This is a genomic window from Wolbachia endosymbiont of Nilaparvata lugens, from assembly GCF_007115045.1.
Classification (GTDB): Bacteria; Pseudomonadota; Alphaproteobacteria; order Rickettsiales; family Anaplasmataceae; genus Wolbachia.
This window is the reverse complement of sequence record NZ_MUIY01000001.1, coordinates 406,941-428,231: the sequence shown is the minus strand read 5'-3', so window position 1 is coordinate 428,231 and position 21,291 is coordinate 406,941. Positions and strand designations below refer to the sequence as shown.

23 protein-coding genes, 1 tRNA gene and 3 pseudogenes are annotated in these 21,291 nt (G+C 33.7%); 12 read left to right on the top strand and 15 right to left on the bottom strand.

The genetic code is table 11. The features are described 5' to 3' along the window. Positions 1 to 127 precede the first annotated feature (127 nt). Entirely contained in the window at positions 128 to 913 is a 786-nt protein-coding gene (virB9, locus tag BWZ41_RS02125) for a P-type conjugative transfer protein VirB9 (RefSeq protein WP_143689244.1), read from the top strand. Here virB9 and BWZ41_RS02120 read toward each other — a convergent pair whose 3' ends face one another. Then, positions 914 to 1,507 (bottom strand): ribonuclease HII, encoded by a 594-nt coding sequence (locus BWZ41_RS02120; protein WP_143689243.1) that lies wholly within the window; start codon positions 1,505 to 1,507, stop codon positions 914 to 916. A 5-nt stretch (positions 1,508 to 1,512) separates the two neighbouring features. Further along, on the bottom strand, positions 1,513 to 2,493 hold the full coding sequence (gene mraY, locus BWZ41_RS02115; RefSeq protein WP_143689242.1) for a phospho-N-acetylmuramoyl-pentapeptide-transferase: 981 nt from the start codon (positions 2,491 to 2,493) through the stop codon (positions 1,513 to 1,515). A 155-nt stretch (positions 2,494 to 2,648) separates the two neighbouring features. On the opposite strand from mraY, the gene BWZ41_RS02110 reads away from it, so the two are divergent. Both BWZ41_RS02110 and BWZ41_RS02105 read left to right on the top strand, forming a co-directional pair. Beyond that, positions 2,649 to 3,341, top strand: a complete 693-nt coding sequence (locus BWZ41_RS02110; RefSeq protein WP_241653860.1) for a hypothetical protein — start codon at positions 2,649 to 2,651, stop codon at positions 3,339 to 3,341. A 220-nt stretch (positions 3,342 to 3,561) separates the two neighbouring features. Further along, positions 3,562 to 4,125, top strand: a complete 564-nt coding sequence (locus BWZ41_RS02105) for a DNA-3-methyladenine glycosylase (protein ID WP_143689700.1) — start codon at positions 3,562 to 3,564, stop codon at positions 4,123 to 4,125. A 181-nt stretch (positions 4,126 to 4,306) separates the two neighbouring features. Here BWZ41_RS02105 and BWZ41_RS08410 read toward each other — a convergent pair. The 3 genes and pseudogenes from BWZ41_RS08410 to BWZ41_RS02090 form a co-directional block, all read right to left on the bottom strand. Further along, positions 4,307 to 5,252 (bottom strand): annotated as a pseudogene (locus BWZ41_RS08410) (integrase core domain-containing protein). Between the two features lie 137 nt (positions 5,253 to 5,389). Continuing rightward, positions 5,390 to 5,623, bottom strand: a pseudogene (locus BWZ41_RS07795) (helix-turn-helix domain-containing protein); the annotation flags it as partial. 148 nt (positions 5,624 to 5,771) lie between these two features. Then, positions 5,772 to 6,791, bottom strand: a complete 1,020-nt coding sequence (locus tag BWZ41_RS02090) for an Mrp/NBP35 family ATP-binding protein (RefSeq protein WP_143689241.1) — start codon at positions 6,789 to 6,791, stop codon at positions 5,772 to 5,774. A 79-nt stretch (positions 6,792 to 6,870) separates the two neighbouring features. Between BWZ41_RS02090 and BWZ41_RS07635 the strand changes: the two genes are divergently transcribed. Together BWZ41_RS07635 and BWZ41_RS07790 are read left to right on the top strand one after the other, a co-directional pair. Next, positions 6,871 to 8,238, top strand: coding sequence for a WD_0033/WD_0034 family tandem repeat-containing protein (locus BWZ41_RS07635; protein WP_177429450.1), 1,368 nt, complete (start codon positions 6,871 to 6,873; stop codon positions 8,236 to 8,238). 156 nt (positions 8,239 to 8,394) lie between these two features. After that, positions 8,395 to 9,258, top strand: coding sequence for a WD_0033/WD_0034 family tandem repeat-containing protein (locus BWZ41_RS07790; protein ID WP_241653857.1), 864 nt, complete (start codon positions 8,395 to 8,397; stop codon positions 9,256 to 9,258). Between the two features lie 79 nt (positions 9,259 to 9,337). Here the strand turns inward: BWZ41_RS07790 and BWZ41_RS02075 are convergent. Continuing rightward, a pseudogene (locus tag BWZ41_RS02075) lies at positions 9,338 to 9,720 on the bottom strand (IS4-like element ISWosp8 family transposase); the annotation flags it as partial. 511 nt (positions 9,721 to 10,231) lie between these two features. Here BWZ41_RS02075 and BWZ41_RS08405 point away from each other — a divergent pair. Then, the gene (locus tag BWZ41_RS08405; protein ID WP_410543263.1) at positions 10,232 to 10,789 is read left to right on the top strand and encodes an ankyrin repeat domain-containing protein; all 558 of its coding nucleotides are present in this window, start codon (positions 10,232 to 10,234) and stop codon (positions 10,787 to 10,789) included. A 2-nt stretch (positions 10,790 to 10,791) separates the two neighbouring features. Then, positions 10,792 to 11,079 carry a hypothetical protein gene (locus BWZ41_RS08400; protein WP_410543262.1) on the top strand — a complete coding sequence of 96 codons (288 nt, stop codon included), beginning with the start codon at positions 10,792 to 10,794 and terminating at the stop codon, positions 11,077 to 11,079. Between the two features lie 175 nt (positions 11,080 to 11,254). Here the strand turns inward: BWZ41_RS08400 and tyrS are convergent, their stop codons facing one another. Further along, a complete protein-coding gene (gene tyrS / locus BWZ41_RS02065; RefSeq protein WP_143689240.1) occupies positions 11,255 to 12,517 on the bottom strand; it encodes a tyrosine--tRNA ligase in 1,263 nt (420 codons plus the stop codon). 230 nt (positions 12,518 to 12,747) lie between these two features. Continuing rightward, entirely contained in the window at positions 12,748 to 13,065 is a 318-nt protein-coding gene (rsfS, locus tag BWZ41_RS02060; RefSeq protein ID WP_063630991.1) for a ribosome silencing factor, read from the bottom strand. A gap of 128 nt (positions 13,066 to 13,193) precedes the next feature. Between rsfS and BWZ41_RS07785 the strand changes: the two genes are divergently transcribed. The 3 genes from BWZ41_RS07785 to BWZ41_RS02045 all read left to right on the top strand — a co-directional run bounded on the left by BWZ41_RS07785 (position 13,194) and on the right by BWZ41_RS02045 (position 14,791). After that, a complete protein-coding gene (locus BWZ41_RS07785; RefSeq protein WP_241653856.1) occupies positions 13,194 to 13,355 on the top strand; it encodes a hypothetical protein in 162 nt (53 codons plus the stop codon). Between the two features lie 169 nt (positions 13,356 to 13,524). Continuing rightward, positions 13,525 to 14,013, top strand: coding sequence for an RNA pyrophosphohydrolase (locus tag BWZ41_RS02050; protein ID WP_007302261.1), 489 nt, complete (start codon positions 13,525 to 13,527; stop codon positions 14,011 to 14,013). After that, positions 14,003 to 14,791, top strand: coding sequence for a TatD family hydrolase (locus tag BWZ41_RS02045; protein ID WP_143689239.1), 789 nt, complete (start codon positions 14,003 to 14,005; stop codon positions 14,789 to 14,791). The genes BWZ41_RS02050 and BWZ41_RS02045 overlap by 11 nt, the downstream gene beginning before the upstream one ends. A gap of 5 nt (positions 14,792 to 14,796) precedes the next feature. On the opposite strand, the gene mdh is transcribed toward BWZ41_RS02045, so the two are convergent. The 6 genes from mdh to BWZ41_RS02015 are packed head-to-tail and all read right to left on the bottom strand — an operon-like array spanning position 14,797 to position 18,518. Then, complete coding sequence (gene mdh, locus BWZ41_RS02040; protein WP_143689238.1) at positions 14,797 to 15,741, bottom strand: malate dehydrogenase; 945 nt, start codon at positions 15,739 to 15,741, stop codon at positions 14,797 to 14,799. A gap of 3 nt (positions 15,742 to 15,744) precedes the next feature. Further along, on the bottom strand, positions 15,745 to 16,320 hold the full coding sequence (locus BWZ41_RS02035; protein ID WP_143689237.1) for an NADH-quinone oxidoreductase subunit C: 576 nt from the start codon (positions 16,318 to 16,320) through the stop codon (positions 15,745 to 15,747). Between the two features lies 1 nt (position 16,321). After that, positions 16,322 to 16,825: a NuoB/complex I 20 kDa subunit family protein gene (locus BWZ41_RS02030; RefSeq protein ID WP_007302257.1), complete on the bottom strand. Its 504-nt coding sequence runs from the start codon at positions 16,823 to 16,825 to the stop codon at positions 16,322 to 16,324. Further along, entirely contained in the window at positions 16,816 to 17,169 is a 354-nt protein-coding gene (locus BWZ41_RS02025; RefSeq protein WP_064085468.1) for an NADH-quinone oxidoreductase subunit A, read from the bottom strand. The genes BWZ41_RS02030 and BWZ41_RS02025 overlap by 10 nt, the downstream gene beginning before the upstream one ends. A 17-nt stretch (positions 17,170 to 17,186) precedes the next feature. Further along, positions 17,187 to 17,555: an HIT domain-containing protein gene (locus BWZ41_RS02020; RefSeq protein WP_143689236.1), complete on the bottom strand. Its 369-nt coding sequence runs from the start codon at positions 17,553 to 17,555 to the stop codon at positions 17,187 to 17,189. A gap of 3 nt (positions 17,556 to 17,558) precedes the next feature. Further along, a complete protein-coding gene (locus tag BWZ41_RS02015; protein ID WP_241653855.1) occupies positions 17,559 to 18,518 on the bottom strand; it encodes a hypothetical protein in 960 nt (319 codons plus the stop codon). 185 nt (positions 18,519 to 18,703) lie between these two features. Here BWZ41_RS02015 and BWZ41_RS02010 point away from each other — a divergent pair, with 185 nt between their 5' ends. Beyond that, positions 18,704 to 20,080 carry a UDP-N-acetylmuramoyl-tripeptide--D-alanyl-D-alanine ligase gene (locus tag BWZ41_RS02010; protein ID WP_143689235.1) on the top strand — a complete coding sequence of 459 codons (1,377 nt, stop codon included), beginning with the start codon at positions 18,704 to 18,706 and terminating at the stop codon, positions 20,078 to 20,080. 37 nt (positions 20,081 to 20,117) lie between these two features. Then, positions 20,118 to 21,068 (top strand): complex I NDUFA9 subunit family protein, encoded by a 951-nt coding sequence (locus BWZ41_RS02005; protein ID WP_177429449.1) that lies wholly within the window; start codon positions 20,118 to 20,120, stop codon positions 21,066 to 21,068. Between the two features lie 8 nt (positions 21,069 to 21,076). Here BWZ41_RS02005 and BWZ41_RS02000 read toward each other — a convergent pair. After that, positions 21,077 to 21,150 (bottom strand) — tRNA-Arg (locus BWZ41_RS02000). Positions 21,151 to 21,291: the final 141 nt, after the last annotated feature.

Below are 21,291 nucleotides of genomic sequence, written 5' to 3'. Positions count from 1 at the left end.
AGAATTTTTTCCTGCAGTAATGAATTATTATGAAGCTTGCATTTTCTGTCGCTTACTACTGGGATAGCTTGACAGTTGCAGTATATGTCTATCAATGATAAAATAAAGATCAGTTTATTTTGATACTATGATTAGGTTACTCTTTGTTGCACTATTATTTTTTTGTGGTGGTGATGCACTTGCAAAACAGGAACCACGACCAATAGCTGGTGATAACCACATAAAGGTAATGAATTATAATCCACAGGCTATACATAAGTACACGGGCTTTTATGGTTATCAATCCAGCATATTGTTTGAGCCAGGGGAGGTAATAGAGAGTCTTTCAATGGGTGATGCAACCGGTTGGCAACTCCTTCCTCAAGGTAATAGATTATTTATTAAGCCTATAGATGATATTGCCGATACTAATGCAACTATAATTACCAATAAAAGAGTTTATTATTTCGAGTTTCATGCTGAAGAAGCAAACGGGCTAGATGATCCAAGGTTAGCATATGAAGTAAGGTTTCTTTATCCACTGTTCAACAGTGATGAAATTTATTCAACGAGTAACGGTGATATTCTAGAGCAAGCTAGTCATACCACTATCCCTGATATAAGTGATATTGAGGTTATAAAGAAAGGCTTGAATTTTAACTATTCCATCTCGCACGTTAAAGGCAGTCAATCAATAATACCAGTTAAGGTTTTTGATGACGGAAGATTTACATATCTACAATTCAATAAAATAAATTCTGATTTTCCAGCAGTTTTTATGGTTGATTCTGCAGGGTATGAGTCCTTGATAAATTTCCGTACAGTTGATGACTATCTGATAATCGAAAGAGTAAGCTCAGTATTCACCTTAAGAAACGGATCAAGCACAGTTTGCCTATTTAATGAAAGTATGCCTTTCAAAAAAGGTAAGTGATTAAGGTGTTCGTATAGGTGCAAAATTCTTTCTATGGTGTTTCGTAATCCCATAAAGGCCAATAGCGCTGAGGTGTTCTTTTGTCCCATATCCTTTATTTTTATACCAGTTATATTGAGGATGTTGATTGTGCAATTCTTCCATAAGCCGATCTCTTGTAACTTTTGCAACGATTGAAGCAGCTGCGATTGATATACTTAAGCTATCACCATTCACTATAGATTTTACTTGCCATTTTACTTCAGGTGGTTGATTACCATCAACTAGCACATAATCTAGTTCTAGATTCAAGTTTGCCAACGCACGTTTCATTGAAAGCTTTGTTGCTTGCAAGATATTGTATGAGTCTATCTCCTCTACACTTGCCATTCCTATACCAAATTTTGCAACAGACGTTATTTTTTCGTATAGAACTTGCCTACACTTAGGGGTTAGCTTTTTTGAGTCGTTTATTCCATCAATAACCGTATCTCTATCAGTAAATATTACAGCTGCAGATATCACTGGACCGGCAAGCGGACCTCTTCCAACTTCATCTACTCCTGCTATAATTCCTGATAATGTATTTTCTAATGTGAAATCTGGATATTTCATAGTTCCTATAATAAGAAAGTTAAAGCAAAAATCGAACAAACGATAGAAATTATCCAAAATTTTATAACTATTGTATTTTCTGACCACCCTTTCTTTTCAAAGTGATGATGTATTGGTGTCATAAGGAAAATTCTTCTTCCTACTCCATATCTAAATTTTGTATATTTAAAATATGATACCTGAATAATCACAGATAAAGTCTCTATTACAAAGATTATTCCAATAACGGCAAAAAGCATTTCTTTTTTAATTAGAACACTAGTGAGTCCTAAAGCTGCACCGATTGATAGGCTTCCAACATCACCCATAAATATTTTTGCTGGATGTGTGTTAAACCACAAGAAACTTAAAATAGCTCCTATAAATGCAATGCAGAAGAAAGTAATGTTTACATCTGTCCGAGTGATGTATGCAACTAGTCCCAAAAAAGCAAAGGAAGTAATGGCTTGAGTTGCAGCAAGGCCATCCAAACCATCTGTGAGATTCACAGCATTGGCAGAGCCAACAATAACAAATGCAGCAAACGGAAGATATAGATAGCCAAGGTCGATTGCTACTTCTCTAAATAGAGAAATTTTTGTAAAACCTTCAGCAGATTGTAGCTTAAGTATAGACATACAGACCAGAGTAACGACAAACTGAATAAGTATTTTGGTTTTTGCACTTAAACCTCGGTGGTGATTTGTTTTCAATTTTAAATAGTCATCAATAAATCCAAGTAGAGCAAAAAATAGGGTTATAAATACTAAAAATAAAATTTCTTGTGTTAATTGAGTCCAAAACAGGATTGGTAATAAAGCAGAAGTGAGTATTATTATTCCACCCATAGGTGGTATATTCTTTTTTGTTATTAAATGACTTTCTGGTCCATATGATCTGATTGGTTGTCCATCTTGACTTATCTTTTTTAGAAGTTTTATAAAATAGGGAAAGAGAATAAACCCAAAAATAAATGAGATAAAAAACGTCTTTTTAGCTAAGATCACTTGCCTATTCAAATTGACTAGGTATTATACCAAAAGCTTTACCTAACCTCAATTTATACCTTTTTAGCAGCTCATTTTATTTATGATAAATTAGTTGTTGATTAATTATGACAAAGTTTGCATGCTAATATTTTGTTAATGGTAAGAGGTAATATATGTTAGGTTTAGGTTATGTTAAAAAGCTTTTTGGAACCATTTCAGCATTCTATAGTACTCATAATAAGTCTAAATCAGCATTAGATAAAAACAAGCGTGGATATATAAAATTAGACAGTGATGAAGAATGGGATAAATTCTTTGAGTTACAGGGTGATTCTGACACTAATACTACGAACAAAGAGCCTTTTTCTCCGAAGAAAGGAGAATCTCACTATCATGGCAAAGAGATCATAGGTAAAATTGCTGACCAAATTAAAGCAGAGATATCTGAAGGTATGAAAAATCATACTATAGGGTCCATAATGATAAAAGAAGGCAAAAGGGAAGGTAATATTGTTTACCCCACCGTGAGAGTTGTGCTACATGCCAATAAAGAAGGAGTAGATATAGCTAAACTTCTAGGCGGTAGTATATGTAAAGAGTATGGTGTAAGAACAATTACATTTTGTCATCCTAGTCAAGAAAAAAAGAGGGGGGCATCTTGCTATATTAATAATGATAGTGATAATGAGGAAAGAGTTTATGAAATAATTAGTGGGTTATATGAAATGACTTTAAAGTGGTATGTGGATGGAAGAGAATGCAAAATTAAAGTTAACATTGATGGTAAGAATGGTGTAACTCTCCTTGAAGGCAAAGGTGTTACTGCAGAGCAGTTGCGTGCAAATAAAGAAGTCAAAAATAGGTAAGAGACGTGAGCCAAAATCTTTATATGAAGCGTTAGTACCGCAATTGCAACAAACAAAAGAGCTCTGAATCAGTCAAGGTTTTACAGCAGCCTTCAACAGATGTAACAAATGTGACAACAACACCAACTTCTACTTCTCAGAGATGCTCTTGACTAAATAAATAAGAAAAAGCAAAAATGGTATAACTTTCTTACAAATGTAAGTAACTTGTACTTCTATGATGAATAACACAATATTACCAAGAAATTTCTATGAACGGCCAACTTTAACCGTAGCTGGGGAGATGCTAGGGAAGATTCTGAAATTTTCTAATTTTAGTGGAATAATAACTGAAGTTGAAGCGTATATAGGAATGGATGACCCAGCTTGTCATGCAGCAAGAGGCTATACTAATCGAACCTCAGTAATGTTTGGTACGCCAGGGTTTTCGTACGTATATTTTATATATGGAATGTACTATTGTCTAAATATTGTAACAGAAGCAGAAGGATTCCCAGCAGCAGTGTTAATACGAGGATTAAAGCTCACTGAACCGCTTGAAGCAAATTTAGGCGGGCCAGGCATACTGTGCAAAAAATTAAACATTACAAAAGAACATAATAAACAAGACCTTACTATAAGTCATGAATTTTGTCTCTATGAATATCACCTCAAACCAGATTATGTGTGCACTCCAAGAATCGGAATTAGTAAAGGCAAGGAGAAATTTTGGCGATTTAAAAGTTGCGTTTTAGCAGAAATGCCTAAAATCATACTCAACAATAAATATAGACCTCCTGCATAAACTAGATAAAAAGGCAAATAGCCTTCTATGTTTACCAACAATAGACTTCTTGGATAACCTAAGGATATTTTTTGATCTTCTATGGGGGAGATGGTATGAATAAGTATTGCTTGGTTGGAAGCAAGAGAAGATAATGACTTCTCAGAGTGTGTAATTCATAGAGGTTATTGCAACTAATTTGTCAGATTGAGTCTGAACTAGTTGGCTTGTTAAGAGATTTGGATTTTTGAAGTGATTGTAGTTTCTGATTGTGTTTATAATTTTGCATGACAAACGACTCTTTTGATAAGATATAGTTTTTCACTTAAGCAAGGAATCGTATTTTCCAGTTCCTTATATTTTTCCCAAGGAGTTTTTCCTTGAAGAGCGCTATGAGGGCGGTGTTTATTATAATACTCTTCCCAATCCCTAAGTTTAATTTGCAATTCAGAGCTCTTGATGGTAACACTGCTGTAAAACTCATCTAAGTCTGTACGCTGTGCTCTTTCCACTTTACCATTTAAGTGTGGGGAAAACGGCTTAATAGGACGAAATTTAATTTTCCATTCCTTCAAACATTCTTGCACCTCATAAGCAAAAAATTCTTGCCCTCTATCAGTTTGAATCCTTTGGCAATGGAAAGGTATTCTTTCTCTTAGTTGTTTTAGGAAATCTAAAGTGTTTTTTGAAGTACGTCTTGAATATAATGCAACAATTTTATAACGTATCTATAGCAGTATATTGATAAAGCCCTGACGATATTTTGCACACATCCATCTGCACACGCTCTCCAGGTACTTTACAGTTATAACGCTTGACCTGTTTGCGATAATGACGTTTAACATGCAGAAGACTTACACTATGTTTTTTGAAAATTTTGTGTATAGTAGCCAATGACAATGATAAATCATATAGACGTCTTAACTCGGTTTCTTGCCCCTAGCTTTCTAGTTTGTCTTAGATGAAGAATAAGCTTGATTCATTGATCTTTTGCAAAGGTGAAGTTTTAGGCTTACTACTGAGATCTACTAATCCTTTTTCACCTAACTCTTCATAACGTTTGTACCATTTACGTAAGGTAAAACGTGAAATACCATAATGCTCTTTCCTGCATGACCCAACTTTTTGTATAGTTTTATCCAACTCAGACGTAGTTTAACCCTAGATTAACTAATTTATCCTTTGCAATTGTAATAAGGTCTATACACTACTGCAAATCCAAATTTCTATTTGACCTTACATTCTTATTGTAATAACCTCTGTGAATCACACACAGCCGTTAGCAAGAACTTTCACTTATTCCATAGCTTTGCGCTATATGGAAATATGTACGGTATTTACACAAATATTCGAGTGCTATTAATAAATATGCATTGTTTATTTGGTTTTCCTCCTCTTGCCTTTTTCTTGGCCTCTTCCTCTATTAAAATTTCTATTATTTTTCCAATGTTTTTCTTTTTACTCCTCTTAGTCTTCGAAGCTTCTCTTCATCAAGTTTACTTACCTGCTCAAAATTTATACCTTCCCTGATATTGCTTCTACTACTTGTTTCTTAAGTTATCCAAGAAGTCTATTGTCTGTTCAGATACGAGGTAGCTGCTGCCATTTGAAATATTTTATTCACCTTAAATTACATTCTACCTATTTTAAAAGTAGTTTAAAAAACTTTATAGACTGCATACAAAAGACCTAACATCTTTAGCAATGCCTTCATAAATCCTTACTAAATCCTCACTTAGTATTGAAGGATTTCCACAATCAGAAGCACTACATATTTGCGGATCTAGAGGAATTCTGCTCAAGAGTTTGACTCCCAGCTCTTCAGACATTTTTTTTGCACCACCTTTTCCAAATATGTGTATTTTTGAATTATCTTGAACAAAATAGCTCATATTTTCCACAATGCCGATAATTGGCACGCTGAGCTTTGTGAACATATCATAAATTTTTTGTGCATCGACTAAAGCAAGCTCCTGTGGAGTTGAAACTATTATTGCTCCAGTTAAACTAAAATTCTCCATCAGACTTAAATGTACATCGCCAGTGCCAGGTGGTGTATCAATGATTAAATATTCTATATCAGACCACCTTGTTCCCATTAGCAAATTGTAAAGTGCTTTTGTGATCATAGGTCCACGCCATATTGCTGCGCGGTCCTTATCAATAAAATATCCAATTGAAATAGTATAGAGACCATGTTTCTCTATAGGCATTGCTTTACCACTCTGTATTTCTGGTTTCACTTTCTCAGTGCCCAACATTTTAGGAATCGAAGGACCATATATATCTGCATCAACTAGCGCAACTTTATGTTTTAATTCTGCTAACGAAAGAGCTAGATTTAGTGCAACTGTCGACTTACCCACACCTCCCTTACCAGAAGCAACGACAATTATATTTTTCACTCCTTCGATATGAAGTTTAGCTTTTTGTTGCCTAGCTTGTTTTTGACCGGTAGCAACTACAGTAACCTTTCCTACTCCCGGTATCGCCTTAACAGCTTGCTCACAATTTTTTCTTAATTCTTCATTTGGCTCAGTAACTTCAAGAGCAAAAGCAACATCTTTACCTTTAATAACAATTGAGGATACTACACCAACATTCTTACCACTTTTCTTCTCTATAACCTTTTTTAGGCTCTCTCTTACGATTTCCTCATTAACCTGTGTAAATTTTTTCCAGAACATATGATGAAATTTTTTCTATTGGTGTATACTAACATAGAATAATTAAACTGCACTGACTTTAAAGCGAGGTTACAAGACTATGCTAAATGATAACAACTTAACACAAGCACAACGAAATTTGCATTTTAAGTTGAAAAAGTTAATATCAAATGGTGAGGGAATTAGTAATATCTTGAAAGTAGCCTCAGAGAATGATTTACTAAAAGTTCTTACAATAGGATATATTACACGATTTCCAGGAGGTGGGGAACGCACTTTAACACTACTTAGCCTCGCCATATTCAAATGTAATGACGAATGCGTTAATTCTATTTTAATACATTCTCAAAATAACGGTACACTGCAAGAGATTATTAATACTAAAAATATTATAAATCATCAAAATTGTCTGATGTACAACTTAACATCGCTTGGCTTTGCTATACATCACAATAAGCCAAGATATATTAATGATATTTTAACAAAAGCCCAGGACAGTGGAATACTACAAGATATTCTTGCTGCTAGAAATATTGTACAGTGTTTCAATACTAGGGAGTATGCTTTAACACCACTCAGTTTCTCTATATATAAAGGTAATAAAGAATGTATCAGTTCTATTTTAGAAAAAGCTCAAAATAATGATATGCTTCAAGGCGTTTTTATTGCTGAAAATATTTTACGGTTTTTAGATGGTCTGACGCATATTTTAACACCAATTAGCTTTGCTGTAGATCAGAATAATGAAGAATGTTTTAATGCAATTTTAACAATCGCTAAAAATAATGGTATATTGCAAGATATTCTCAACAATCGGACATACATTTTAACATTGCTTGGTCTTGCTATATATAGAAACAGCAGTGAAAATGAATATGTTAATTCTATTTTAATGCAAGCTCAAAATAGTGGTACACTGCAAGAAGTTCTGGTTGCTAAAAATATTGTATATTCTCTGGGTGGTTGGGAGTATAGCTTAACATCACTTGGCTTTGCTATACATGAGGGTAATCATTCACATATTAATTCGATTTTAACTCATGCTCAAAATAGTGGTATATTGCAAAATGTTCTTGCTGCTAAAAATACTGTATATTCTCCAGATCGTTGGACTTACAACTTAACATCACTTGGCTTTGCTATACATGAAGGTAATCATTCACATATTAATTCGATTTTAACTCATGCTCAAAATAGTGGTATATTGCAAGAGATTCTGACTACTGAAAATACTATAAACTATAAATACGGTCGGACGTACAGCTTAACGCCACTTGGCATCGCTATACATAAAGGTAATATTGAATGTATTAATTCTATTATAGTACGAATTAATGACATACCACAATACATCTATGCCACTTTTCAACCAACTGCAGCGATTAATGAAAGGAATACTAGGATTAGTAGTGCATTAGATAATGTATCTATTCCTCCTAGACTACAAGTAAATAGAATTACTTTCTGATTACTTTGTCCTTCCTGAACGCTCAGGTTCATAAGGAACTTTTTGCACAGAGGTTACTTCTATTCATCAAAAATCCTTTTATATTACCCAAATTTGTATTGACGCATTAATTTCAGTAATTAAACTACACTAACTTGAAAATGAGGTTACAAAAATATGCTAAATCAACAAAATTTAACACAAGAACAAAAAGATTTATATTTTCAGCTAAAAAAGTCCATATGGGATAGAAGGAGCATCAGCGATATCTTGAAAGCAGTTTCAGGAAATGATTTACTAAAAGTTCTTATCACTGGATATACTACACGATTTCCAAGAGGTGGAGGACGCACTTTAACACTGCTTAGCCTAGCTATACATAGAGACAATAATGAATGTGTTAATTCTATTTTAGAACAAGCTCAAAACAATGGTATACTACAAGATATTCTTACTGCTGCAAATATTATAAACTATCAAAATGGTTCGATGTACACCTTAACATCACTTGGCTTTGCCATACATCACAATAAGCCAAGATATATTAATGATATTTTAACAAAAGCCCAGGAAAATGGTATATTACAAGATATCCTTGATTCTAGAAATATTGTACAGTATTTAGGTATTAGAGTGTGTGCTTTAACGCCACTTAACTTTGCTATATATAAAGGCAATAACGAATGTATCAATTCTATTTTAATACGGGCTCAAAATAGTGATACACTGCGAAATATCCTTACTTCTAAAGATATTGTGCAGCTTCCAGGTATGACGTATGTCATCAAACCAATTGCCTTTGCTATATATAAAGGTAATAATGAATGTGTCAGTTCTATTTTAATACGAGCTCGAAATAGTGGCATGATACAAGATGCATTTACTGAAGTAAGTACTGTACTGTTTCCATATGGTAGATGTACTTTGAATGCTTTTGAGCTAGCTGTAGTTGTTAATGAGAACAATTCTAGTATTAGGACTGCATTAGATAATGTATCTATTTCTTCTAGATATGTTAGAAAAAATAGCAAAATTAATTAATTTCTTAGGTAACTCTTTCTTGCAAGTACTACTTTTTTATGTATCTGTTCAGGCAATGGCGTTAACTTAAGAGAATAAATTAGCAAGCTCTCCTAAAGACATGATGGCGTTTAGGCTTATCTACTTTATTGCAGCTATACAATCTTCACGTTAACTTTAGTGCTTATACTTAAAAAGGGCTTGAAAATTTTTTGGTTCCAACAAGCACCTGATAAAGTTTTTGTTTCATTATACCAAATAAAACTGAAAAATTTAAACGATACTCAGCAATTTGATCTGGGTTCCAAGGCCCTTGTGAATAACACATATGAAGTATTGCACATGACCAAGTTTGCACAAAATTCTTATCTCTAAATTTATCCCAGAAAAATTCTCTAATTCTGCTTCTACTTTGAGTCGTTTATAGCACTCCTCTATGTGCCACCTTAATAGATAAGCTTTACTGATATCTTCTTTATTGAAATAAAATAGAAACCAAAGGTCCTATTTTTTACAGTATTTTACTCCTGAACATCTTTCCTTAAATTGACGCCATTGGGCTTTGTTGCATCGCTATCTACGATGGATTAAAGATAAAAAAATGGAGAATATCAACAGCTTATTACTCTAGCATTTATAGTAAGGATAGTCAGTAAATATTTAAATCTAAGTAAAAGAAGTTTTGCTATCATTCACTAATCTAGCTAGAATTCAAGCATTTCAATGCTTTAGCTATTTAAGTAGAATTAAATTTACTAGTACAAACAATAAATTACTATTCTTAAATTTGATCAGATTGATTGCAAAAAATAAGATTTTCAATAAGCTGCTTTTATAGTTAGCCCTTCATAGGTAGTGATACAACAAAGCCCGCTGGAATCTAGTTCATATTATATATTTGTCTGATAAGTTCCATGTATGTGTAATTTATTTAAATTGACTTCTTATCATATAATTAAATACATTATTGAAAATTAAAGATGAGGTTATGACAATGGAAATTTCAAATTGGGACATATTATTGAGTTTAGTTAATGTTGACAAAGATTTAAGCAAAGATAACGTAATTGAAAAAATACAAAATGAGCTGAAAAGATATTCAAAGGAATATGAAGAGTGGGAAAAGTCTGGCTTTGATATAAATTATATTTTTAAAGATGATGAAAAGGTGGCTCTTTTGCATTTAGCTGCTTCCTGTAACCTAGAAAATATAGTGAACGCCCTCATAGAAAAAGGTGCAAATGTTAACGAAAAAGGTGTAAGTGGAGAGACTCCTTTACATGAGACTACTCATCTTAAAAGTATAAACATAGCAAATGTTCTAATAGAAAAAGGTGCCGATGTTAATTCAATAGATATGTGGGGAGAGACTCCTTTATGTGGTGCTGTTTTATGTGACAACATGGTCATGGTAGATGTTCTAATAGAAAAAGGTGCCGATATTAATGTAGTAGATATATCGAGAAGGACTCCTTTACATTGTGCTGCTTTACGTGGCAATATGGTCATGGTAGATGCTATAATAAAAAAGGTGCCGATGTTAATTCAGTAGATATGTGGGGAGATACTCCTTTACACTATCTTAATCGTCCAGCAATTAAGAAAGGGCAGATTGCTGGTGGAGCAGCTACATTATTAGGTACTGCTATAGCAGTAGCACTTTTTGCAACTCGAACAGTGACAGCTGAGTTCATACCTATAGTTATAGCAGTGATTGCAATTACAGTAGCAGCACTAACGGTTGGCGGTGTAACATATAAACTGTTAAAGCCTAATACTAAAGTTGATGGAGTAGCAGTCTTAACAAATGTGCGTGAAGAAAGTGCTAGCATTGCTTTATAGTAAGGTTTCCTAGTGCTGAGATTTCAGATCAGGTACTAAGTTGATAAATACGAAAGCTCTTTACAATATTTTTTGTGTGAAAGAAAGTGTCAGCTACTCGTATAATACCCATTTGTTCCTATAGTTGTCTTTTCCCGCCTACCTTATTTTACCACTCTGCTGAACAGATACAAATTTACTTTCTTACTTCATCCAACACAACTTTTATATGACGTTTCTTTCCTGCAGATAATTTGATAAATGGCTGACCTTCAAAGCTTTCAGAGTTTATTGTATAGTTAACATCGTTTATAGTATTGTCGTTAACTTTACATCCATTTCCCTGTATTAAACGCTTTGCCGCACCTTTTGAAGGTTCAAAACCGGTGTCATGCAGCAGGTCTATTAAGGGTATACCATTTGCGATTTGTTCTTTTGTAATAGTGTAACCAGAAAGTAGTGAACTATCTTCATTTTCAAAAGCAGAGATTGCAGCAGATCGTGCAAGTTCGGCTTCTTTGCAACCGTGACATATTTTCGTCACTTCTGTTGCCAGGACCTTTTTTGCTTCATTTATTTCTTGATCCTTCAAGGACTCTAGTTTTTTAATTTCGTCAATTGGTAAATCAGTGAAAAGTCTCAAAAAACGACCAACATCTTGATCATCAACATTGCGAAAATATTGCCAGTAGTCATAAGGCTTCAGCATAGCGCCATCAAGCCATACAGCACCACTTTCGGTTTTGCCCATCTTTTTCCCTCGTGCGTTTAATAAAAGAGGCGTGGTAAGACCAAACAACTCAGATAAATTCAACTTTTTGCCAAGTTCAATTCCGTTTACTATATTTCCCCATTGGTCTGACCCTCCAATTTGCAGACGACAGCCATATTTTTTATTCAACTCGACAAAATCATAAGCTTGTAACAACATGTAGTTAAACTCGAGAAAGCTTAGATTTTGCTCCCTATCTAGCCTAGTTTTCACACTATCAAAGCTTAACATGCGATTTACAGAAAAATGTGCCCCTATATCACGCAAAAAGTCTATATATTTTATGTTATCTAACCAATCTGCGTTGTTTACTATGATTGCACCGGTTTTTCCATCATTGAAAGATATCATCTTCTCGAGGGTTTTCTTTATACCAAGTATATTTTGATTGATATCTTCTATCGGCAAGACGCTTCTTGCTTTGTCTTTACCAGATGGGTCACCAATTTTTGTTGTTCCACCTCCAAGTAGAACTATTGGCTTATAACCGAATTTTTGTAGGTGACGGAGCATCATGATTTGAATGAGACTGCCAATATGCAAACTTGGTGCCGTACAATCAAACCCAATGTATGCAATTATATAATTATCTTGTGATAATAGCTGGTCTAACCCGTCAATGTTTGTACATTGATATAGGTATCCTCTTTCTTGAATGAAGTTTAAAAACTCAGATTTATGTTTCATAATATGTTATTTTGTGTGTAAATGGTGTTGTTAACGATGGCGTCATTCCAGTGCTTGACGCTGAAATCCAGTTTATTATGAAATTTCATCAAAAATGTTGTATAGTGTGCTCGTTTATGATTAAGTTTTCTAGATTCCAGTGTCAAGCACTGAAATGACACCACCAACTTCATAAGGGTTGCCTTCAAAATTACAACATTTGAGCAAGTGTATACCAGCTACCTGGATAATCAATTCCATAACTCTTCTATCTTATAATATTCTCTTACTTCTGGCCTGAATAGGTGAACCATTATACCTTGAAAATTCACAATCACCCAGTTACCTTCATCCATACCTTCTACATCTATTTTATCATATTGCTTGAGATTTTTCATCACGTGCTCAGCTAATGCTTTTACATGCCGGCTCGAATCACCAGATGCAATGATCATATATTTTGCAATGACAGTTTTATTCTGTACATCAAAAGTAACTATATCTTGACCTTTGTTTTGATCTATTACATCTACAATTGTATTTTTTATTGATTCTGTATCACGATTCATTATTCTAAATTATATAATTTATCTGTAATGATACACTCAAAATTTCTGAATATGAACTATTTTTGATATGCTTCTAGTGTAACGTTTATAATACATATATTTGTAATATATGATAGTTTTCTGATGGTATGATCATTTACTTAATCGGATTTTCGGGTAATGGCAAACTTACGATTGCAAAAGAGCTGTGTAATATTATTGATGGAGTGATAGTAGACAATAACCTGTTTAATAATATCATATTTGATATGATTGATTTCAGAAAAACTGAGGTTACAAGTGAAATATGAGAAAAAATTTTTGTGATTAGAGAGAATATGTTAGCAATATTGGAAAAATACCATAAAGCATTATATATTTACAAATGAAAGGAAGTTGCAAAAAAAATTGTTGAAAAAATGAATAGTAAAAAAGTAGTTGGAACTTCTATGATAGATAATTTAGCAACAGAGAGTATTTGTGATTAGTGAGGAGAAAGAGTATCGCCCTTGTGTTGGCATAATGTTATTTAACAAACAGGGAAATATTTTTATTGGAAAACGTTTTGATAGTGACTCTTATTGGCAGATGCCACAAGGAGGAGTTGATGAAGGTGAAGAGCTAGAGCAGGCAGCGCTACGTGAGCTATTGGAGGAAGTTGGTACTGATGAAGCAGAAGTTGTGGCTCAAAATAAAGAGTGGATATATTACAACTTACCCGAGGAAGTTATACCGATATGTTGGAATGGGAGATATTCTGGCCAAAAGCAAAGGTGGTTCTTAATGAAATTTTGTGGGAAGGATAAGGATATTAATATTAACTATACTGATCATCCAGAGTTCAAAGAGTGGCGTTGGCAAAATGTGGATGATTTGGTAGCCAGTGCCATACCGTTCAAAAAAGAAGTTTATAAAAAAGTGATAGAAGAGTTTTCTTCTATCATAAAAGGATCTATTTATGATAGTTGATTCTCATTGTCATCTAATTTATTTTTCTGATGATGAAATACCAAAGGTAATTTCAAGAGCAGAGCAAAATGGTGTGAGAATTTTGCATAACATATGTATCAGCATTAATGATATCCCTAAATTATTAAAAATCTCTTCATCCTATGATCAAGTCTACTGCTCCGTTGGTATACATCCGCTTGATACTAATGTGGAAAAAGGTGAATGTATAAATGCTGATGAATTGATTGAATTTACTAAGGGCAAAAAGGTAATTAGTATCGGTGAAACCGGATTAGATTTTTATAAATCTGATAATAAAAGCAATCAAAAAAAAAGTTTTGCATCACATATAGAAGCGGCAAAAGTAACAGGATTACCTTTAGTTATTCACACTAGAAATGCTGATAGTGAGATGATTGATATGTTAAATTCAGAAATGAAGAAGGACGCTTTTAGTGGAGTAATGCATTGCTTTGCTTCTTCTAAAGAGCTTGCTTATAAGGCTATGGACTTGGGATTATACATTTCATTTTCTGGAATTATTACTTTTAAAAATGCGAACTTACTAAGAGAAATTGCACAAAATGTGCCACGTGAGCGTGTTTTAGTTGAAACTGATGCACCTTATCTATCTCCTGAGCCTTACAGAGGAAGAAAAAATGAACCGGCAATGGTGAAATATGTTGTGAATTGTTTAGCAGAATTATGGAATGAATCGCCGAAACAAGTAGCAAAAATAACTACAAATAATTTTTTTAGACTGTTTTCGAAGCTTGAGCTCAAAGAAATTCTATAGGGCAATTAATTTAGCTGACAGAGCTCTTTTACTGCACTTACAGATTTATAAAACATCTCTTGTTCACTATCGTTGATTTGAACCTCTAGAACTTTCTCAACTCCATTTTTGCCAATAATAGTAGGAACACCAATGAATAAGTCTTTCACATCATATTCACCATTAAGATAAGCAGCGCATGGTAATATACGCCTTTTATCTTTTAAGTATGATTCTAGCATGCTTATGGCTGAAGATGCAGGAGCATAGTATGCAGATCCAGATTTAAGTAGATCAACTATTTCTTTTCCACCATTACGAGTGCGCTCAACTATTTCATCAAGTTTTCCTCGCGTAATCAAACCCATCTCAATGATTTGGGTAAGTGGAATGCCAGCAATTGAAGCATAATTGATTAGTGGTACCATAGTGTCACCATGTCCTCCAAGCACAAAAGCAGATACATCTTCGACAGAAATATTTAACTCACTTGCAAGAAAATAACGAAAACGAGCAGAGTCAAGCACTCCTGCCATACCAACAATCATATTAGTTGGCAGACTTGAAGATTTGTATACTACTGAAACCATAGCATCTAAAGGATTGGTAACCACTATTACAAATGCGTTTGGAGAATGTTTTTTAATATTTTCCCCAACCTCTTTCATTACTGCAGCATTAGTTTGCAGAAGGTCATCTCTGCTCATTCCAGGTTTTCTGGCAATGCCAGCAGTTATTATAATTGCGTCAGAGTTTTTTATATCTTCATACCTATTTGTACCAGTAATATTGATATTATATCGATCAATAGGAGATGATTCTGTAATGTCAAGCGCTTTACCTTGTGGTATTCCATTGCTTACATCAAGCAAAATAACATCTCCTAGCTCTCTTAGTGCAATCATATGGGCAAGAGTCCCACCGATATTTCCTGCACCAATCAAAGATATTTTTTTTCTTTGTGCTGTCATTTTCTACTCCTTTATATTTACTTTTGTGGCTTTACTACCTTCCCAAGGGGATAAGCTGTCAAACATACGAAAATCTTGTGGTAAGTCTATAGGATTATATACAACCTTTTTTGCCTCTATATCGTATCTTACTTCCTCGTAGCCAGTGAGAGGAAAATCTTTTAACATTGGATGACCTTTGAATCCATAATCCGTTAAAATCCTACGTAAATCTGGGTGATCAGAAAACTCTATTCCATACATATCAAATACTTCACGCTCAAACCACGAAGCTGCGTTAAATATCTTTGCTACACTTAGAGGTATATCACCTTCACATAACTGAAGCTTTATGTGCACTCTGATATTGTGTACAACGCTGAGCAAATTGTATATTAGCTCGAAACGTTTTTCTCTATCTGGGTAATCAACTCCAAAAACGTCAACTAATAGTTCAAGCCTACACTTTTCATTATCACGTAGAAAGAGTAAGTGATTTTCAATGTCATTCAAAGCTGAATATATTACAATAGTGCCATCATTTTTCTGAATACATTCACATTTAGTCTTTTTTTGTATGTATTTTGCAGTTTTGTCCATGCTATATATTTTTAGTTCGTTTTATTTTATTTTGTAGACATAGCATTCCATATAGCAACGCCTCAGCAGTTGGAGGGCATCCAGGAACATACACATCAACTGGCACAATTCTATCGCAACCACGGACTACTGAGTAAGAATAATGATAATAGCCACCGCCATTTGCACAACTTCCCATAGAGACGACGTATTTGGGATCTGCCATTTGATCATAAACTTTACGCAATGCTGCTGCCATTTTATTAGTTAACGTGCCAGCAACAATCATAACATCTGCTTGCCTTGGGCTTGCACGAAAGATTATGCCATATCTATCAAGATCATAACGACTGGATGCAGTGTGCATCATCTCTACTGCGCAACATGCAAGACCAAATGTCATTGGCCACAATGAACCAGACCTTGCCCAGTTCATTATATAATCTATTAAATCGCCAAATTTAGTGATAAGAAAACCTTCTTTTTTGTAACGATTCCAGTCGCCATTAGATAAATTTATTCCCATTCCAACGCACCTTTACACCACTCATAAATAAAGCCTATAGTAAGTATTGCAAGGAATATCATCATAGACCAAAATCCGCAATAGCTTATTTTAGATAAAGAAACGGCCCAAGGGAAAAGAAAAGCAATTTCTAAATCGAATATTATGAACAATATTGCAACTAAGTAAAATTTTATGTCGAAACTTTTTCTGGCTCTTGATAAAGGATTAAAGCCACACTCATATGTAGAAAGCTTTTCACCATCTGGGTTACTGACTGCAAGAAACATAGGTAATACACCTAAAGTAAAGGATACTACAATTGATACACAGATAAAAATTAATATGGTTAAATATTCACTCATTTAAAAAACATATAACACTATGAATTTACATGCTTTCCTAATCTTTTACCACCTAAAATATGTATGTGAAAGTGCGGTATAACTTGCTCTCCATCTTTACCGTGATTAGTAACTAATCTATATCCTGTTTTTTCTAAGTTATATTTATGTGCTATTTCTCTAACAGTTTTAAAAAAACTTACTATTTCCTCTTCGGAAGCTTTCAGAACAAAATCATCGTATGAAACGTATTGAGCTTTTGGTATAACTAGAATATGAACCGGTGCATCAGGATACTTATCACGAAAAGCTAGCACATTTTCATTTTTATGTACCTTCTCACAAGGTAACTCACCTCTTAATATTTGAGCAAAGATGTTATTGCTATCATAAACTTCATTGCTCATATTTTAAGAGCGACCTTTTCCTCTTCCTTTATTTCTTTCTACATCAGGCGTAGATAGTGGTTTTATTACTTCACCAGAGGCATCTTCAAAATTCAAAAAAGTACTTCCCAATCCTTCTACTTGCTTTTTGATATCTTGTTCTGATAACAGAATGTTTTTTATAGGAGAAATAGCTTCTTTACTTTTACCAAAAGGAAATTCGTTAGGATTAGTAATGTTAAAGGATTTTACTAATTCATCTGTACTTGTAACAGTTTCTGAAGACTGCCCTGGTGACTTTCCAATTTGTGCTGACCTTAGAGCTTCTGATGATTTGTTTTGGTTATCATATTCTCGATACAATTTTTCTGCAATACCATACAGCAATTTTAAGTCTGTGTGAACTTTAAATTCTCCACCAGTGATTTCTGCAAACTTCTTGAGGTCGCCTTCAACTTTATTAGCAATTCCTTTAAGAACAAGCTCTTTTATTTCTTTCTCGCTCTTGCCTTTATTATCAGGATTAGTTTTAATAGTGTTAGCTATTTCCTCAACGTTAATTTCAATTACAATTTTCTTTTCTCCTTTAAAAATAGTTATATTTGGCAGATCTTTCCTTATTTTATCTAATTTCTCCGGACTCAAGTGCGGTACATCTCCCGTCAAAGTTCTTGACGCTAAAAAACTTACCTTTCCTTTTCCTTGTTTTGTTATTTGTATACCAAGGTACTTACTAGCTTCTGTGGTTTTTATAGATGGGTCATATTTCTTTTCTTCTTCAGGTACATCTATACCAACAGCCTCTTTTAATGAAACTTTAGCATCATGCTTCACTTCGCTCATTGAAGCAAACGGTTTCTTTATAGGATAAATAAGTGCTTTAGGTACAAGAAAAAGTACCTGACCTGTAGCCTTTACACCTGTTTTAACTGCTCCACCTATCTTAGCCCAGATAGACTTTTCATTTGATTTATCTTTTGCCATACATACCTCCAATACACTTTCTACAACCTAGAGAGTAAAATACACCTAATTGTAGACGAAAATATTTAAGCTTGTATATCTATTATAAGATGAAATTATGGAGATTGCAATCATTATTTGTACATTGCCAAAACATGTAGTATTTTTGCTGCTTTTCTTGTTCAATTTACTTTTAAAGATAAATTATGTTTAAATGGAACGCAAATAATATTATTGATGCTACTGGCGGAAGAGGTGAGGGTGTTTGTAATTCGGTATATAGCTCAAATATTTCAACGGATACAAGAAGCATAAAAAAAGGTGATTTATTTATTGCTCTCAAGGGAAAGAATTTTGATGGACATGATTTTCTACATGAGGCCTTTTTAAAAGGAGCTACTTCTGCAGTAGTAAGCAAAGATAAATATAAAAAATTTCCTCTGATTGTTGTGCAAGATACTCTAAAAGCTTTGCACAATATGGCATCATATTACATTAGGAACGTTCTTGTTAATGCTAAAGTTATCGCAATTACAGGTGGTGTCGGAAAAACAACTACAAAGGACATGCTGCACACTGTTCTATCGCAATATGGAGCGTCTCATGCAAACAAAGATAACTTGAATAATAATATAGGGCTGCCTTTTACGATTCTAAAAGCCCCAAAAGACTGCCAGTACTTAATTCTTGAAATGGGAATGAATAGAGCTGGTGAAATAAAAGAGTTATCAAAGATTAGCAATCCTGATATTGCAGTTATTACCAACATCGAACCTGCGCATGTTGAAAATTTTTCATCTCTCATTGATATTGCGCAAGCGAAATTAGAAGTTCTGCATGGCATGAAAAATAATGGTACTTTGATTTTGAATAAGGATAATGAACATTATGATTATCTATTATCAAATGCTAACAGAAATGTAGTAAGCTTTGGTAAGAATGAAAGTGCTACTGTTTGTTTGTTAGACCTAATAAGAGACGATAACGGTCTAAATTTAAAAATCAAACAGAACAATAGTCAAATTGTGAACTGTAATTTACTTGTACAAGGCGAACATTTTGCATACTCTGCATTAGTTGTTACAGCAGTTTTGCAAAGTCTCGAACTTGATTTATCTAAATTACCACTAGCACTTGAAAATTTTACTGTAACAGAAGGTAGAGGTAATGTTCATCAAGCTAAATACAATGGAAAATTAGTACATTTGATTAACGACTCCTATAATGCTAACCCTACTTCAATGAAGGCTGCAATAAGAACTTTAGGTACATATTCTAATTTAAGAAAAGTGGCACTGCTTGGCGATATGTTAGAACTTGGTAATGAAAGCATAGTATTTCATACAGAATTGCTTGACTCTATAGTAGAACAAAATGTGAATAAAGTTCATACAGTTGGTAAATTTATGTTAGAATTGAATAAACTGTTACCGGAGAATATAAAAGGCATGCATTTCGATGATTCTAACCAATTGAAAAGTAATTTAGCTAATATTGTTCAAGGTAATGATGTAATTTTAGTTAAAGGTTCTCATGGAATGAGAATGGACCTTATAATGCAGGAATTCACAATAGAATATTAAATAAAACTATTGTATTAAGTTATTGGAAGTTTTAACTGTGATAAAACGTATAGTTATTTTTGGTGGAACAGGATTTATAGGAAAACACATCGTAAGATGCTTGGCAGCGGCGGGGTATTTAATAAGAATATTTACTCGTGATCAGGAAAAAGCTGCTTGTCTGAAGTTATGTGGAAATTTAGGACAAATATCAATGATTGAAGGAGATTTTTTTAATGAAAAATCAATTTTAGAAAGTATGGAGGGGTGTGATGTTGTTATAAATTTAATAGGAATACTATATGAGACAAGAAAGCACGATTTCTATGCCGTTCATGTTGAAATAGCTGAAAGAATAGCAAGAGCTGCACAAATAAAAAATGTATCCATGATGATACATTTTTCTGCTATGGGAATAGAAAATGGTAAGTTATCAAAATATGCCCAAAGTAAATTGAAAGGTGAAAAAGCTGTAACTTCGGCGTTTCAAGGAGCAATAATAATTAAGCCAAGTCTTGTATTTGGTAAAGAAGATAATTTCTTTAATAAATTTGCAAGATTAGCAACAATTCTTCCTTTTTTGCCGTTGATCAGTAGTGGAATAACGAAGTTTCAGCCTATATGTGTAACAAACTTAGCTGAAGTGGTATACCGTATTATCAGCTTTAATAAGCAAGATAAAAAAATTTATAATATAGGTGGACCAAAAGTTTACTCTTTTAAAAGCTTATTGAAGTTTATTCTGAATGTGACTAACAGAAAGTGTCTACTGATCAATGTACCTTTTCCAATGGCAAGATTGATAGCCTTTTTCTTAGAAAGCAAAGTTGTTTCTGTGCTGTTAAAACCTATAACTGGAGATGCAAGCCCTATACTTACTCGAGATCAGGTGAAAGTTATGATGAGTAGTTCAATCGAAAAGTCAGATGATCTCGAAACAATGAAAATTAGACCACTAGCAATTGAAAATGTGGTACCAGAATACTTGAAAATTTATAGAAAGCATTGATAGAAGAATGTGCCCGGTAGGATTCGAACCTACGACCCACAGCTTAGAAGGCTGTTGCTCTATCCAACTGAGCTACGGGCACACAGCATATATAAAATGCTTCTTAGTACACGTGAAGTCAAGTATTTCTTGTGAATATGATGTTTGTAATAATATCTCAAAACTTTGTCAGTACAGCATGTAACGATAAAACTGAGAAAAAAGAAGCGTGGGTAATAGGAAG